This window comes from Actinoplanes siamensis, from assembly GCF_016862395.1.
GTDB classification, from domain to species: domain Bacteria; phylum Actinomycetota; class Actinomycetes; order Mycobacteriales; family Micromonosporaceae; genus Actinoplanes; species Actinoplanes siamensis.
In genome coordinates this window covers 22,114-36,357 of record NZ_BOMW01000005.1, presented here as the reverse complement: position 1 = coordinate 36,357, position 14,244 = coordinate 22,114, and the positions used below count along the sequence as shown (strand labels likewise).

Genomic DNA, 14,244 nt, shown 5'->3' with positions numbered 1-14,244 from the left:
TCCACCCCGCCCGGAACGAGCTGCGCCGGCTCGGTGAGCCGCGCGCCGCGCCGGTGGATCAGCTGCGCGCCACGGTCACCGCCCCGGGACCGGTAGCGCAGCTGTGACCGATCGCCCGGCCCACGTCGCCGTCGCTCGCGCGGTCGCCGTCACTCGCGTGGCGCAGGGCGAGCACGGCGATGTCGTCGGTGGGCTGCTCGCGGCTGATCCGGGCCATCACCGCGCCGCACACCGCTTCCGGATGGTCCGGCCTCACCAGGTCGACGAGAGCCTGGATGCCGACATCGATGATCTGGCCGCGGCGCTCGACGAGCCCGTCGGTGTAACCGAGCAGCAGGGCCCCGGCCGGCAGGTCGATCACGGTGGTGTGCCGGCGGCGGTGGCTCAGGCCTACCCCCAGCGGCGCGTCGACAGGCATGTCGACCAGGCCGGCCGGCCCGCCCGGCACGGCGGAGACCGGCCGCAGGTGTCCCGCCGAGGACAACCGCACGCTGGCCCGGTCCGGCGCGATCATCACGTACAGCGCGGTGGTCAGGGAGCCGGCCTCGAAGTGTTGCACCTTGCGGTCGAGCAGGGCGAGCACCTCACCCGGATCGTCGACGATCAGCGCGTAGGCGCGCAGGGCGCTGCGGACCCGGCCCATCACGATCGCCGAGGCCAGGCCGTGGCCGGAGACGTCGCCGATGACCACCCCGAGCCAGCCGCCGGGCAGCGGGAACGCGTCGTACCAGTCGCCGCCGACGCCGAACCCGTGGCCGGGCAGGTAGCGGGCCGCCAGTTGCAGGCCCTCGACCGCGGGCAGCTGCGGCGGGACCAGGCTGCGCTGCAGCGTCATCGCGGCGCCCTGCTCCAGCTTGCGGGCCCGGAACTGCACGGCCACGCTGACCCGGTCGGCGGCCAGCTGCAGCAGCAGGATCTCCTCGGTGGTGAACTCGCGGGGCGTCAGACTGCCGATGTGCAGGACGCCGATCACGTCGTCGGCGGCGAAGACCGGCACGCCGAGCAACGACCGCACGCCCTTCTCCAGCAGCAGCGGATTGACCACGTCGGCCGACGTGACGTCGGCGACCACCACCGGCTCGCGCTGCTCGGCGACGCGCCCGGCGAATCCCTGCCCGACCGAGAGCCGGAAGCCGCGCCGGACCTCCTCCTCCAGGCCCTTCGCGGCCGTCGCCTCCAGCTGCCGGGTGTGCGGGTCGAGCAGCAGAACCGCCGCGGTGTCCGCGCCGAGCAGCTCCCGGACGTGCTCCAGCAGCTCGTCGAGCAGATCGCCGACATCCAGCCGGGACACCGCGGTGTCCGTGACCGCCTGGAAGCGACGCAGTCGCTCGTAGTTGGGCATCGCGTTCGCAGGCTCCACGACACCGAGCCTAACCTGGCTACTGGGCAGCTCACCGCGCGCCGGGGGCCGGGGCCGGGGCACGGCTTTGGCTAAACCGCGCCGCCGCGGCACCGATGAGGTGGCGCATGGGGGTGTCTTCGTCGGTACGACGGCCGGACCGGCCGGGTGTCCCGCCGCGCCGGCGTGGCGTGGTGTGGCTGATGGTGGTGGCGGCGCTGGCCGTGCCGGTCGGCAGCGCTGTCGCCATCACCCGGCTGCAGGTGAACGCCGCGCATCACGGTGAGCTGCGCGTGTTGCTGGCCCAGGTGGAGAACGCGGCGTGGCAGCAGAGCGCGCTGCGGTCACGGGCCATGATGGCCAAGGGCCTCACGCCGGATGTCGCCCGGGCCCGCGACGAGGCCGATGCGAGCGCCGAAGCCATCGGCAGCCGCTTCCAGCAACGCGACCCGGGGGACACGCGGGCGATCGCCGTGCAGGAGGCGTTCCTGACCTACGACGACGCCGTGGACCGGGAGTTCGGGCTGCTCGAACAGGACGAGCTGCTGCAGGCCGAGCGGGTCGACGAATACCAGGCGGAACCCGCGTTCCGGGCGCTGCTGTCGGTCCTCGGCGACGCCTCCCGGCATTACGAGAAGCTGGCCCTGCGGAGCGGCCGGCAGGCCCGGACCGGCACCGTGCTGATCCTCATGCTGGCCGCCGGGCTGATCGGCTGGCTGGTCTGGCAGGCCCACCGCATCCGCACCGGGGCTCTCAGCCGGGCCACCCATCAGGCGTCGCACGACGCGCTGACCGGGCTGCCCAACCGGGTGGCCCTGCACGAGGCGATCAGTGCCGAGATCGCCGGGCCCGGCGGCGGGGTCGGGCTGGTGCTGATCGATCTGGACCGGTTCAAGGAGGTCAACGACGCCCTCGGGCATCACTACGGCGACCGGCTGCTGGTCCAGGCCGCTCAGCGGATGCGGGACACGCTGCGCGTGGGGGAGACGGTGGCGCGGCTCGGCGGTGACGAGTTCGCGGTCCTGCTGCCCGGGGTGTCCGGGCCGGAGGACGTCGCCGCGGTCGCGGCCCGGCTGCAGGACGCCCTGCAGACGCCGTTCGAACTGGACGGGCTGAGCCTCACCGTCGCCGGCAGCCTCGGCGCGGCCCTGTACCCGCAGCACGGCGCCACCGCCGACGAGCTGCTGCAGCGCGCCGACATCGCGATGTACACGGCGAAGACCCGGCGCACCGGCTTCGCCGTCTTCGACCACGGCCAGGACAGCGCCGACCCGCGCAAGCTGTCCCTGGCCGGCGAGCTGCGGCGCGCCGTCGGACAGGATCAGCTCGTGCTGCACTACCAGCCCAAGGTCGACGCGCGCACCGGCACGGTGCTCGGCGCCGAGGCCCTGGTCCGCTGGCAGCACCCGGAGCACGGGCTGGTCCCGCCCGGCGAGTTCATCCCGCTGGCCGAGCACACCGGCCTGATCACCCCGCTGACCCGGTTCGTGCTGGACGCCGCGCTGGGCCGGTGCCGGTCCTGGCTGAACGCCGGTCACCAGCTCACCGTGGCCGTCAACGTCTCCACCACCCGGCTGCTCGACCTGGAGTTCCCGGCCGAGGTGGCCGACCGCCTGCGGCACTGGCGGGTCCCGCCGCACCTGCTGACCATCGAGATCACCGAGACCGCCATCATGACCGACCCCGAGCGGGCCATGCGGGTCGTCACCGAGCTGCACGACCTGGGCGTGCAGCTGTCCATCGACGACTTCGGCACCGGGTACTCGTCCCTGGCGTACCTCAAGACCCTGCCGGTCCAGGAGCTGAAGATCGACAGGTCGTTCGTGGGCGGCATGACCACCAGCGACCGCGACGCGGTCATCGTGCGGTCCACCGTGGAACTGGGCCGCAACCTGGGGCTGCGGGTGATCGCCGAAGGCGTCGAGGACGTCGCCACCTGGCAGCAACTGGACGCGGCCGGCTGCGACGCGATTCAGGGCTACTACGTGTCGCGGCCGCTGCCCGCGGACGTCTTCGACGAGTGGCTCGCCAGCCGGGAGACCGTGGCGTCGGCGCTCCCGCTGTGAGCGAAGCGGGCGCCAAGGCCTTTGCACAGTGCAACGATGGTTGAGCGCGGGAGAGCGGGGAAGAGTTCGTAGGGGGAACACGAGGAGGACGACATGGACGTCAATCGGCAGCGTCACGGGTGGCGGACCGGTTCGGCCGGGGCCGGGCGGTGATCGCCGTGGTCCGCGCGACGTCGGCGCCCGGCCGGTGGCAGTTGGTCAGCAGCACGGCCACCGGCGCGGACGTGCTGGCACAGGTCGGGAACCGGCCGGCCTCGCGGCGTCACCAGCCGTGGCGGCGGCCGCTGGAGCAGATCCGGGACGGCGCCGGCGAGCTGAACGTCGTCGCGACCGGCGACGGCCACTTCCGGTGGACGCTGACCGCCGAGGACGGCAGCGCGATCGCCGAGTCGCCGGCGGTCCACCGCGACGCCGACACCTGCCGCCTGGCCTTTTTCGACGCGCAGCGGGCAGCCGGCACGGCGCTCGGCGGGCCGCGCCGCGTCGCCCTGGACGCCGTGGCCGGCCGGTGAGGCCGCGGTGGCGTCCGGCATCGAGGACTACGCGCTGGTCGGGGACCTGCACACCGGTGCGCTGATCGGACGGGACGGGTCGGTGGACTGGCTGTGCCTGCCCCGGTTCGACTCGCCGGCCTGCTTCGCCGCGCTGCTCGGCGACGAGAACGCGGGCCGGTGGCGGATCGCGCCGGCCGGTGCGGGGCCGGCGACCCGCCGCCGGTACGCCGGCGACACGCTGGTGCTGGAGACCGAGTGGGACACTCCGGACGGGACGGTCCGGCTGACCGACTTCATGCCGCCGCGTGCCGCCGCCGCCGACCTGGTGCGGATCGTGCAGGGGGTGTCCGGGCGGGTACGCGTGTGCACCGACCTGAACCTGCGGTTCGACTACGGCCACGTGGTGCCGTGGGTGCGGCGCACCGGCACGGGCCTGCGCGCGGTCGCCGGGCCGGACGCCGTCTGGCTCACCACGCCGGCGCGGTTGCACAACCACGACCTGACCACCACCGCGGAGTTCACCGTCGAAGCCGGGCAGCGCGTCCCGTTCGTGCTCACCCACCGGCCCTCGCACCTGCCGGCGCCGGTGTGCGCCGACCCGGAGTCCGCCCTGCACGCCACCCGGCGCTTCTGGCAGCGGTGGATCGGCGGGCATCGTTACGACGGGCCGTATGCCGACGCCGTACGGCGAAGTCTCCTGCTCCTGAAGGCTCTCATCTATGCGCCGACGGGCGGCATCGTCGCGGCGGCGACCACCTCCCTGCCGGAACATCCGGGCGGCTCGCGCAACTGGGACTACCGGTACTGCTGGCTGCGGGATGCCACCTTCACGCTGCAGGCCCTGCTGGGCGCCGGCCACGTCGCCGAGGCCCGGGCCTGGCGCGAGTGGCTGCTGCGCGCGGTCGCCGGGGACCCGGCGGACCTGCAGATCATGTACGGCCTGGACGGCAGCCGCCGCCTGCCCGAGTACACGCTGGACTGGCTGCCCGGCTACCAGGGCGCCGCCCCGGTGCGCATCGGCAACGCCGCCGCCGCGCAGTTCCAGCTCGACGTCTGGGGTGAGGTCCTGGACGGCCTGCACACGAGCCGGGACGCGGGCATCGCGGTCACCGGCGACGCCTGGGACGTGCAGCGCGCCCTGCTGGACTTCCTCGAGGGCAACTGGCGCCGGCCGGACAACGGGCTGTGGGAGGTGCGCGGGCCGCGGCGACACTTCGTGCACTCCAAGGTGATGGCGTGGGCCGGCCTGGACCGGATGATCACCGCGGTGGAGCGCCACGGGCTGGACGGGGCCGCCGATCGCTGGCGGGCCACCCGCGACGCCATCCACGCCGACGTCTGCTCCCGCGGTTTCGACGCCGGCCGCAACACCTTCACCCAGTACTACGGCTCGACCGGCCTGGATGCCGCGCTGCTGCTGATCCCGAGAACCGGATTTCTGCCGTACGACGACCCGCGCGTCACCGGCACGGTGAACGCCGTCGCCGAGCAGCTGTGCGAGGACGGGTTCCTGCTGCGCTACCGGCCCGACGCAGACGGCGTCGACGGTCTGCCCGGCACCGAGGGCGCCTTCCTGGCCTGCACGTTCTGGCTGGTGGAGGCGCTGCACGGGATCGGCCGCAGGAAGCCGGCCACCGAGCTGTTCGAGCGGCTTCTCGGCCTGCGCAACGACGTGGGCATGCTCGCCGAGCAGTACGACCCGGCCACCGGCCGGCAACTGGGCAACACGCCGCAGGCGTTCAGCCTGGTCGGGCTGGTCAACGCCGCCTGCGGCCTGGGCGAAGTCCGCCGGTCCCACCTCCCGCGCCGGTCCTCCTGACCGGGGCCGGCCCGCCGGTGGCGGCGGCCCCGGGACTGCCGGCTGCCAAGCCGGTGCGGATGCCGCCTCGGGCGGAGTTCGACATCGAGCCGGCGCTCTCGCCGCGGGAGGAGACGGTCCCGGTCACCCGGACGCGCCGCGACGCCCGGTGCCCACCAGCTCCAGCAGGTCGCCGGAGAGGGCCGCCAGGTGCGCCGCGGTCTGCTTGATCTGCGCGGCGCCGGTTTCGGTCTCGCGGGACACCCGGACCGTGTCGGTGGCCGCGACGTTCACCTGTTCGACAGCGGTGGTCTGCTGTTTCGTGGAGAGCTCGATCTCCCGGGTGGCGTCGTTGGTGGTGCTGACGAGTTCGGCGATGGTGCGGAACGCGGCGGTGGCGTCGTCGAAGTTGCGGGTGCCCACGGCTACCGCCTGCACGCCGCTCTCGGTGGCCACGACAGTGGTGTTGACCGCGCCGCGGACGTCCTCGATGAGCGCGCGGATCTCCTTGGCCGACCCGGCGGTGCGGTCGGCGAGTTTGCGGATCTCGTCGGCGACGACGGCGAACCGGCGGGCCTGCTCGCCGCCGCCGGTGGCCTCGATGGTGGCGTTGATGGCCAGGATGTTGATCTGCTCGGCCAGTTCCGAGACGAGGCCGACGACCGTGCCGATCTGCTGGGACTTCTCGCCGAGATCGAGCATGTGCTGCACGATCGCATCGGTCTGGGCGCGGATGACGTCGATCGAGGCGCGGGTCTGGTCGATGGTGGCGTCGCCGTGGCGGGCGGCGGCCGCGGTGTCCTCGGCGGTCCGGGACACCCGTTCGGCGTTGTCGGCTATCTGCCGGGCGGTGATCAGTAGCTCGCTGATCGTCGTGGTGATCTCGCTCATCACGGTGGACTGGTGGCGGCCGCCGTCGACCTGTTGCGCGGCCACCGTCTCCAGCTGCGCCGACGAGCTCTGGATGTGGCCGACGGCGGCGCCGACCTGGCGGCGCAGGGCGAGGGTGAGCCACCGGGCGAGCGCGATGCCGCAGGCGACCGTGAGCAGGCCCAGCACCGTGATCGTGGTGATCGCCTGGGTGGCCCGGCGGGCGGCCCGGTCGCGGTCCGCCTCCACGTCGGCGCGCACCCGTTCGACCAGGGCGGCGTTCGCGTCCTGGACAGCCTGCCGGGCGGCCAGCAGCGGGTCCGTGAGAAGCCGGCTGACCTGGGCCAGGTCGCGCATCGACCGGCGTTTCTCCAATTGCGGCGTCAGCAGCGCGGTGTATTCCGCCTCCGCGGCCAACACGTCGTCCAGCAGCCGGCGGGCGGACTCGTCGCTCAGGGACTCCCGCAGCCGTGCCGCCTGGTCGAGGAAGGCGTTGCGGTCCTGCTGTGCCTGGTCCAGTTGGGCCTGCCGGCCGGTGATCAGGTAGGCGCGCGCACTGGACACCCGCCTCTCCATCGCCGTGTTCAGCCACTGCGCGCTCAGCAGCTCGTCGGTGGCCGCGGTGACCGCCGTGTGGTTGGCGCGCACCACGAGAGTCAGAGCGGCGACCGAGGTGGCCGCCATGATCAAAGTCAGCGACACGGTCACGGCGAAACCACCCGCGATCCTGGCGCCGAACGTGAGCCTGCTCATCAGCCGGCCTCCTGAGCTGGGCTTGTCTGGCGACGATCGGCCGAGTGTCCGTCTGTTCACACTATCGGGTTTTTGCCCGTATCGAGGGTGGATGTTCATCGCTTCGCCGGGCGGATGGCGTCGACAGTCACCAGGCCGGCGGTCCGGGGCATGCCGGGTCCCCGCCGGGGTACTGGACCCGCGTGAACGCCCCGGTAGCCACCGTAGTCGGGCAACTGGCCCGTGATCTTGTCCTGTGCGTCGACGCCGTCCCCGAGGCGGGCACCGCCGCCGACGCGTCGGCACGGTTCGAGCAACTCGGCGGGAAGGGCGCCAACCAGGCCGTCGGGCTCGCGCAGCTCGGGGTGCGCGCCCGGCTGGTCGCCGTGGCAGGCGACGACGACGCCGGGGACGTGCTGGAGGCACAGGCTGATTCGTTCTAGCCGCCCGGCGCGGAGGCCTCGTCCGCCGCCGGCGGGCGCGCCGCGCCGGCGCCTCGGCGAGTGAGCGCGGTGCCGGCGGGCGTCGGCGCCGGCGACGCGGCCCGACTAGGCGATCCTCATGCTGTAGATGACGACCGCATGATCGGAGTACGCCGTGTCGCCGACCGCGCACCAGCGCCACGGCCGGGTGCTGAAGACGTGGTCGAACTTGACGTTCCACACCGTGGTGGAGCGGCCGGTACGCAGCGGGTTCGCGGCGTCGGACTGGTCGCACTCGCGGTATCCGGTGGTGCCGTTCCAGTACAGGCCGGCTGGCCAGACCCAGTCCCGGGAGCTGTCGCCCGGCCAGTCCGGCGGCACCACGTTGAGGTCGCCGCCGAACGCGACGTGCTCGTACTGGTCCACGGCGGCCTTCACCTCGGCCAGCTGGTCGTCGGCGTAGTCCCAGGTCGGGTGGTCCGGGTTGACGCCGTACCGGGAGATGTGCAGGTTGCACAGCCGGATGTTGTCGAAGTAGGTCGCCGTGGCGCACTGCTGCACGGTGTTCTGCCCGTTCCACGGCTGGGTGGTCGGGATGATCTGCGGGTTCGACAGGCCGGCGTGGATCACGATGGCGGTGCCGTAGCGGTCCTGCCGGCTGCTGTTGTCCTCGCCGCACCGGCTGTTGGTCAGCACGCCGTCGCTGGAGTAGTAGTACGGCGCGAAGCTCCTGCTCCACCCGGAACCGAGCTGGCTCATCAGGGTGGTCAGGTCGTTCTCGCAGATCTCCTGGAGAAGCATGGCCTGAACGAAGTTGTTGTCGACGTGGTACTTGACGACGCCGAGCTTGTCGGCGAACGTCCCGTAGGCGGCGCAGTTCCAGCTGGCCCGCTGGGAGTCGCACATGTTCCACGACATCAGCTGCAGGTTGGTCCCGGCGGGCGCGGCGGCCGCGGCCGGGGTGGCCGGCGCCAGCGAGGCCAGCACCAGCAGGGCGCCGGTGAGGGCGGCGCGAAGCTTCCTCAAGAGTTCTCCCGGACGTAGTCGATCGGAGTGACCACTCTAGATCTTGACGTCGTCCGGCGGTGCCCCGCCGTGACGCCGGTGATCGGCGCGCTTCGCCCTCCCGCCCGTGCGGTACATCTAAGTTGATCGAGCCGGCCGGTGTCGCGTACCGAAAGGATTGTCGGGTCTTGCAGATACGAAGCGAGCGGATGCGCTGGGTGGTTCTGGTCGTCGGCATGCTGGCGATGACCGCGGGCAGCACGTTCCAGTTCGGGCTGGCCTACCTGATCCCGGCGTTCCGCGACGAGGGCCTGTCCCTGGAGCAGACCGGCCTGCTCGTCGCCTGCCCCACCGCCGGGGTGATGCTCACGCTCATCGCCTGGGGCGCGGCGGCCGACCGGTGGGGGGAGCGGGTCGTGCTCTCCACCGGCCTCGGGCTGGCCGGCGTCCTGCTGATCGCCGCCCGGTGGGCGCACGGCGCGGTGGCGCTGGGGGTGTGTCTGGCGCTCGCCGGGGCGGCCGCCGGCTCGGTGCTGGCGAGCGGCCGGCTGATCCTGGGGTGGTTCGCCCGGCACGAACGCGCTCTGGCGATGGGCATCCGGCAGAGCGCCGGGCCCCTGGGCCTCGCCCTGGCCGCGGCCACACTGCCCGGGCTGGCCGCCCGCGGCACCGCCGTGCCGCTGTTGTTCCTGGCGGCGTTGTTCCTGGCCGCGGCCGGGACGACCATCCTGCTGGTACGGGATCCCGCCCCGATCCCCGCGGAACCCGGCCGGGCGTCGCCCGTTCTCGAGCCGGCCGCGGCGTCGCCCTACCGGGGCCCCGTCCTGTGGCGGATTCACGCCGCGAGCGCGCTCCTGGTCATCCCGCAGTTCACCATCACCACGTTCGCGCTGGTGTTCCTCACCGACGTCGGCGGCTGGACCGCCCTCGCCGCCGGTCACCTGCTGGCCGGCGCGCAGGTGTGCGGCGCCCTGAGCCGCCTCGCCGCGGGCTACTGGTCCGACCGGACCGGCAGCCGGCTGAAACCCATGCGGATCATCGCGGTCACGACCGGGGTGGGGATGCTGACACTGGCCGCCGCCACCGCGGCCGGGTCCGGTCTGGCCGTGCCCGTGCTGTTGTTCCTGGGGGTGGTCGCGGTGAGCAGCAACGGCCTGTCCTTCACCGCCGTCGCCGAGTACGCGGGTTCCGCCTGGGCCGGTCGCGCTCTGGGCATCCAGACCACGGGCCAGAACGTGCTGACCGCCGCCACCCCGCCGGTGCTGGCCGCGGTGATCGGGGCGGTGAGCTTCGCGCCCAGTTTCGCCGTGGTGGCGGCGTTCCCGCTGATCGCCGCCCTGATCGTGCCGGTGCCGGCCGGCCGGCAGGACCCGGCGGCCGCGGCCGCCGGGTAGCCGGACGACCTCGGGAGCGGCGGCGCCGGGCGACCTCCCGGGCCGGCGGGCGTCACGGATTTCCGGCTTGCTCCGATTCCGCCTGGATTATGCTGTTCCAATCGCGGCTCCTGCCTCAGTCGGTGAAACGCCCGAGCAGGTGCACGCCTCGGTGGGCGAACGCCTCAGTCGGTGCACACGGAAGCGTGAGTGTGGTCGGGAGGTCTCGATGAGCCAGACGCATCCGCCACGGCTGTGGTGCGGCGAGGACGTGCTCCGGGACCCGCGGACCGTGCTCGCGGCGGTGTCCGAGGCCTACCTCGCGGTGGACGCGTCCGGGCGCGTGCTGGCCTGGAATCCCGCCGCCCAGAGCACGTTCGGCTACAGCCTCGAGCAGGCCTGCGGCCGGATGATCCAGGATCTGATCGTCCCGGCGCGGTCGCTGGCGCAGCTTGCCGGCTTCTTCGCCGGCCGGGACGCGGCGGTGCTGCGGCAGCGGGTGCAGTCCTGGCTGAGGCACCGGGACGGGCACGAGTTCCCGGCCGAGCTGACCGTGACGGTCACCGACGAGGCCAGCGGAACAGTCTTCCACGCCTTCGTCCACGACGTCACCGTCACGCACCGGGCGAGCCGGTTCAGCGCTGTCGACGGGGCGGTCTCCCGGGGGCTGGCCGAGGCGGAGTCCAGCGCCGTCGCGGCCCAGCACGTGGTCGAGGCGCTCGGCGAGCTGATGGGCTGGCCGGTGACCGAGCTGTGGCTGGCCGACGACGATCGGCGGCTGCTCGCCTGCGCCGGCCGGCACCTGCGGGACGCCCGGCGCCTGGACCGGTTCACCGTCGACGAGATCGAGTTCGGGCTGTGGCTGCCGGGCCGGGTGTACCAGCAGAGCGAGCCGCTGTGGATCCCCGACCTCGCCGCCGACAGCGCCTCGGCCCGCAGCCGCCTCGCCGCCCGAGCCGGCCTGCACGTGGCCGTCGGGATACCGATCTCGGCCGGCGGACACACCCTGGGCGCGCTGTGTGTCTACGGCGACCGGATCGAGGACCCGGAGGACACCCTCGTCGCCCTGCTCGGCACGGTCGCCGCCCGGGTCGGGCAGTACCTGGACCGGCGCCGCGCCGAGGAACTCGCCGTGGAACTGGCCCGCACCAAGGACGAGTTCCTCGCCCTGGTCACCCATGAGCTGCGCAATCCCCTTGCGGTGATCACCGGAACCGCCGCGTTGTTCGACGAGGACCTCGGCACCCTCACGGTCGAGGACCAGCGGACGTACCTCAAGACCATCATCAACAGCGCGCAGCGGCTGTCGGTCATCGCCGACGACCTGCTCGATCTGGCCCGCCTGGAGTCCGGGCACCTGGCCATCGACATCACCGACACCGACCTGAGCGCGATCGTCGTCGCGGCGGTGCGGGCCATCGAGCCGCAGGCGGCCGCCAAGAACATCACCATGCACGTCCGCCAGCCCGGCCGCCTGCCGATGTACGCCGACGCCCACCGGTTGCGCCAAGTCGCCGACAACCTGCTGTCGAACGCGGTCAAGTACACCCCGGCCGGCGGCACTGTCACGATCACCGTCGAGGTCGACGAGGACGGCTGGATCACCTGGACGTTCGCGGACACCGGCATCGGGATCCCGGAGGCCGACCGGCCCCGGATGTTCCGCCGCTTCTACCGCGCCTCCACCGCCCTGGACCAGCGCATCCCCGGCACCGGCCTGGGCCTGGTGATCACCCGGACCATCCTGGAACGCCACGGCGGCACCATCGACCTCGCCCGGCACGCCGGGCCCGGCACGACCTTCCGCCTGCGCCTGCCGGTCAAACCCGCCCCCGGCAGCGCCGGTCATTGACCGTCGTCTCCCGCGCGTCCGGAGCTTCGGGCCCTCCTACCAGCCCGGCGGCCGGCTGCTGGACGTCGCTTTCCGCGCGTGCGGAGCTGCGTAGCGCCGTGGCCGGAATTCGCTGGGCATGACGAGTCGGAAGCAGGGTAATCGAGCGCCGATGTCACACGAGGCTTCGCTCCGCTGCCGGCGAATTCCAGGTCCGGGAAGATGGCCGGGCGGCAGCGCGCGCGCCGCGGGCGACCGGCGCGGGGGTGACCGGCGGTGACGGCGGGCCCCTCGGTGAGCGAGGACCGGCGTGGCGATGTCCGCGCCGGCGCGGATCGCGACCGCACGGTGTGGATCCGCCAGGCCCGTGCCGTGGCCGCCGACGCGGCCGCGCTGCGCGAGCGGGCGCTGGCCGCGGTGTCCTCCAGTGTCGCCACGATGTCCGTGGTCGCGTCCCGGCACGGGGGTCGTCTGCCGCTGGGCGTCGAGTACCAGCACCGGGACCGGGCGTCCTGCGTGTTCACCATCGGCGGGCTGGGCGCCGCCCGCCAGCGGATCGCCGAGGTGGCCCGGAGCGCCGGGATGCCCGAGGAGGATCTGGACGGGTTCGTGCTCGCCGTGCAGGAGCTGATGACCAACGCGATCCGGCACGGCGGGGGCTGGGGGCGGGTACGGGTGCACCGGGACGGCGCGGTGCTGGTGTGCACGGTGACCGACCGTGGTCCCGGCGTCCACGGCGATCCGGACGGGTGGGCCACCCTTCCGTCCCCGGAGTCGGAGGGCGGCCGGGGGCTGTTCCTGGCCCGGGCGATGACCCACAGCCTGCGTGTCAGCGCCGGGCCGGGCGGCACGGCCGTCACCGTGACGATGAACCTGCCGGACCCGCCGTCGTCCCCGGCGCCCTCCTGAGGCCACCCACCGCCGGCCGGGCCGGCGTGCTACGGCCCGCGACCGTGCCGTCCCGCTCGGCGGACGAGCCGGCGGCTGGTGCCCCTGCCGGCGGCCGCGGCGTCGACTACGCCGCGGCCTGACCGTGCTCGGGCCGTGCGGACCGGCGGCCCGGGTCGTCCGGGGACACCCGGGGCCGGCCGTCCGGGTTGGTGGTCACTCCCGGCCGGGGGACGCGAGCGGGGTGTCGTCGAGAGCCTCCCGCAGTTCGACAAGGGAGTCGAAGACGCGTACGGCGCCGGCGTCCTTCAGTTCCTCCACGGAGAAACCCCCGGTGCGTACGGCGATGGTGGGCACTCCCAGCTTCCGCGCGGCGACACAGTCCCAGGTGGAGTCCCCGACCATGACGCCGGAGCTGCCCCCGACCCGTTCCAGCGCGGTCGCGACCAGGTCCGGCGCGGGTTTGCTGCTCTCGACGTCGTCGGCGGTGGTCCAGGCGTCCGTGACCGGGCGACCGCCGACCAGGTCGAGGAACCGCTCCACCTGGTCCTTCTTGCCCGAGCTGGCGAGCACCACCCGGAACCCGCGGGACTTCACCTCCTCGATCAGCTCACGGGCCCCGTCGAACGGCTGTACCTCGTCGATCAGCCGACCGAATTCCTCGGCCCAGGCCTCCCGGAGGGCGTCGCCGTGGCGGCGCTCCACCTCGTCGCCGGCCACCGCCGGGACGAGCCGGTCGCCGCCCATGCCGATGGCCCGGTGCAGGCGCCACACCGGCAGGGTCAGATCGAATCGCCGGAAGGCCCGGTACCAGGCCAGGGCGTGCTGGTAGTTGGTGTCGACCAGGGTGCCGTCGACGTCGAAGATCGCAGTGTCAGCCACGTCCTGCTCGTACCCGCCGGGGGCCCGGCTGAAGCGGGCCGCGGCGCGCCGGCCTTCGCGGTCGGTCGCCGGCCACCGTCGGCGTGATCGTGCCGCGGCGCCGCGGCACGGGTGGTGACCGGCTCAGGCGGGCGCCGAGGCGCCGGCGGTGACCCAGGTACCGCCGGGAGCCCGCACCCGCAGCCCGATCACCGGCGCGCCGGGTCCCGCGGCCCGCACCAGCTCCACCGCGGGGCAGCCGTCGCCGGCCGGGTGCCAGCCGCCGCGGGAGTCGACGACCGCGTTGTGCCGGCAGTGCTCCTCGTCCGTGTAGCCCCACGCCATCAGCAGGTCGGCGCCGGCGTACGAGTACCGGCCCACCGAGGCGACCCGCTCACCGTCGGTCCGGTGGTAGAAGTCGGCGCGTAGCCCCGGCACCGCGGTGCCCTCGAAGGTGGCGTTCTCGGTCGAGCGCTGCAGCACGTACTCGGACAGATCGGGAAGTGGCACCAGGAACCCTCCAAATCCTTCGCGTTCCCCCGGCGCGGGCGACACCGGCGGTCGG

General features: G+C 73.3%; 12 protein-coding genes. 7 read left to right on the top strand and 5 right to left on the bottom strand.

Annotation, left to right across the window (positions count from 1 at the left end):
- Positions 1 to 58 precede the first annotated feature (58 nt).
- A complete protein-coding gene (locus tag Asi03nite_RS01670; protein WP_239102292.1) occupies positions 59 to 1,360 on the bottom strand; it encodes a PP2C family protein-serine/threonine phosphatase in 1,302 nt (433 codons plus the stop codon).
- Positions 1,361 to 1,467: 107 nt separating this feature from the next.
- Between Asi03nite_RS01670 and Asi03nite_RS01665 the strand changes: the two genes are divergently transcribed.
- The 3 genes from Asi03nite_RS01665 to Asi03nite_RS01655 all read left to right on the top strand — a co-directional run bounded on the left by Asi03nite_RS01665 (position 1,468) and on the right by Asi03nite_RS01655 (position 5,718).
- Positions 1,468 to 3,405, top strand: a complete 1,938-nt coding sequence (locus tag Asi03nite_RS01665) for a putative bifunctional diguanylate cyclase/phosphodiesterase (RefSeq protein WP_203676537.1) — start codon at positions 1,468 to 1,470, stop codon at positions 3,403 to 3,405.
- A gap of 119 nt (positions 3,406 to 3,524) precedes the next feature.
- Positions 3,525 to 3,917 (top strand): hypothetical protein, encoded by a 393-nt coding sequence (locus Asi03nite_RS01660; RefSeq protein WP_203676534.1) that lies wholly within the window; start codon positions 3,525 to 3,527, stop codon positions 3,915 to 3,917.
- A 7-nt stretch (positions 3,918 to 3,924) separates the two neighbouring features.
- Complete coding sequence (locus Asi03nite_RS01655; protein ID WP_203676532.1) at positions 3,925 to 5,718, top strand: glycoside hydrolase family 15 protein; 1,794 nt, start codon at positions 3,925 to 3,927, stop codon at positions 5,716 to 5,718.
- A 123-nt stretch (positions 5,719 to 5,841) separates the two neighbouring features.
- Here Asi03nite_RS01655 and Asi03nite_RS01650 read toward each other — a convergent pair whose 3' ends face one another.
- The gene (locus tag Asi03nite_RS01650) at positions 5,842 to 7,320 is read right to left on the bottom strand and encodes a methyl-accepting chemotaxis protein (RefSeq protein ID WP_203676531.1); all 1,479 of its coding nucleotides are present in this window, start codon (positions 7,318 to 7,320) and stop codon (positions 5,842 to 5,844) included.
- A gap of 182 nt (positions 7,321 to 7,502) precedes the next feature.
- Here Asi03nite_RS01650 and Asi03nite_RS01645 point away from each other — a divergent pair, with 182 nt between their 5' ends.
- On the top strand, positions 7,503 to 7,742 hold the full coding sequence (locus Asi03nite_RS01645; protein ID WP_203676529.1) for a PfkB family carbohydrate kinase: 240 nt from the start codon (positions 7,503 to 7,505) through the stop codon (positions 7,740 to 7,742).
- Positions 7,743 to 7,847: 105 nt separating this feature from the next.
- Here Asi03nite_RS01645 and Asi03nite_RS01640 read toward each other — a convergent pair whose 3' ends face one another.
- The gene (locus Asi03nite_RS01640) at positions 7,848 to 8,747 is read right to left on the bottom strand and encodes an endonuclease/exonuclease/phosphatase family protein (protein WP_203676527.1); all 900 of its coding nucleotides are present in this window, start codon (positions 8,745 to 8,747) and stop codon (positions 7,848 to 7,850) included.
- A gap of 167 nt (positions 8,748 to 8,914) precedes the next feature.
- Here Asi03nite_RS01640 and Asi03nite_RS01635 point away from each other — a divergent pair, with 167 nt between their 5' ends.
- The 3 genes from Asi03nite_RS01635 (at position 8,915) to Asi03nite_RS01625 (ending at position 12,839) form a co-directional block, all read left to right on the top strand.
- Positions 8,915 to 10,120, top strand: a complete 1,206-nt coding sequence (locus Asi03nite_RS01635) for an MFS transporter (RefSeq protein WP_203676525.1) — start codon at positions 8,915 to 8,917, stop codon at positions 10,118 to 10,120.
- Between the two features lie 208 nt (positions 10,121 to 10,328).
- On the top strand, positions 10,329 to 11,951 hold the full coding sequence (locus tag Asi03nite_RS01630; protein ID WP_203676523.1) for an ATP-binding protein: 1,623 nt from the start codon (positions 10,329 to 10,331) through the stop codon (positions 11,949 to 11,951).
- 255 nt (positions 11,952 to 12,206) lie between these two features.
- The gene (locus Asi03nite_RS01625) at positions 12,207 to 12,839 is read left to right on the top strand and encodes an ATP-binding protein (protein WP_203676521.1); all 633 of its coding nucleotides are present in this window, start codon (positions 12,207 to 12,209) and stop codon (positions 12,837 to 12,839) included.
- A gap of 195 nt (positions 12,840 to 13,034) precedes the next feature.
- Here the strand turns inward: Asi03nite_RS01625 and Asi03nite_RS01620 are convergent, their stop codons facing one another.
- Positions 13,035 to 13,700 (bottom strand): HAD family hydrolase, encoded by a 666-nt coding sequence (locus Asi03nite_RS01620; RefSeq protein WP_203676519.1) that lies wholly within the window; start codon positions 13,698 to 13,700, stop codon positions 13,035 to 13,037.
- A 123-nt stretch (positions 13,701 to 13,823) separates the two neighbouring features.
- The gene (locus tag Asi03nite_RS01615) at positions 13,824 to 14,189 is read right to left on the bottom strand and encodes a hypothetical protein (protein WP_203676517.1); all 366 of its coding nucleotides are present in this window, start codon (positions 14,187 to 14,189) and stop codon (positions 13,824 to 13,826) included.
- Positions 14,190 to 14,244 lie beyond the last annotated feature (55 nt).

What these genes read in the sequence shown, in the direction of transcription:
- Asi03nite_RS01665 (WP_203676537.1), top strand. Translation starts at nt 1,468, where the DNA reads ATGGGGGTGTCTTCGTCGGTACGACGGCCGGACCGGCCGGGTGTCCCG.
- Asi03nite_RS01650 (WP_203676531.1), bottom strand. Translation starts at nt 7,320, where the DNA reads ATGAGCAGGCTCACGTTCGGCGCCAGGATCGCGGGTGGTTTCGCCGTG.
- Asi03nite_RS01630 (WP_203676523.1), top strand. Translation starts at nt 10,329, where the DNA reads ATGAGCCAGACGCATCCGCCACGGCTGTGGTGCGGCGAGGACGTGCTC.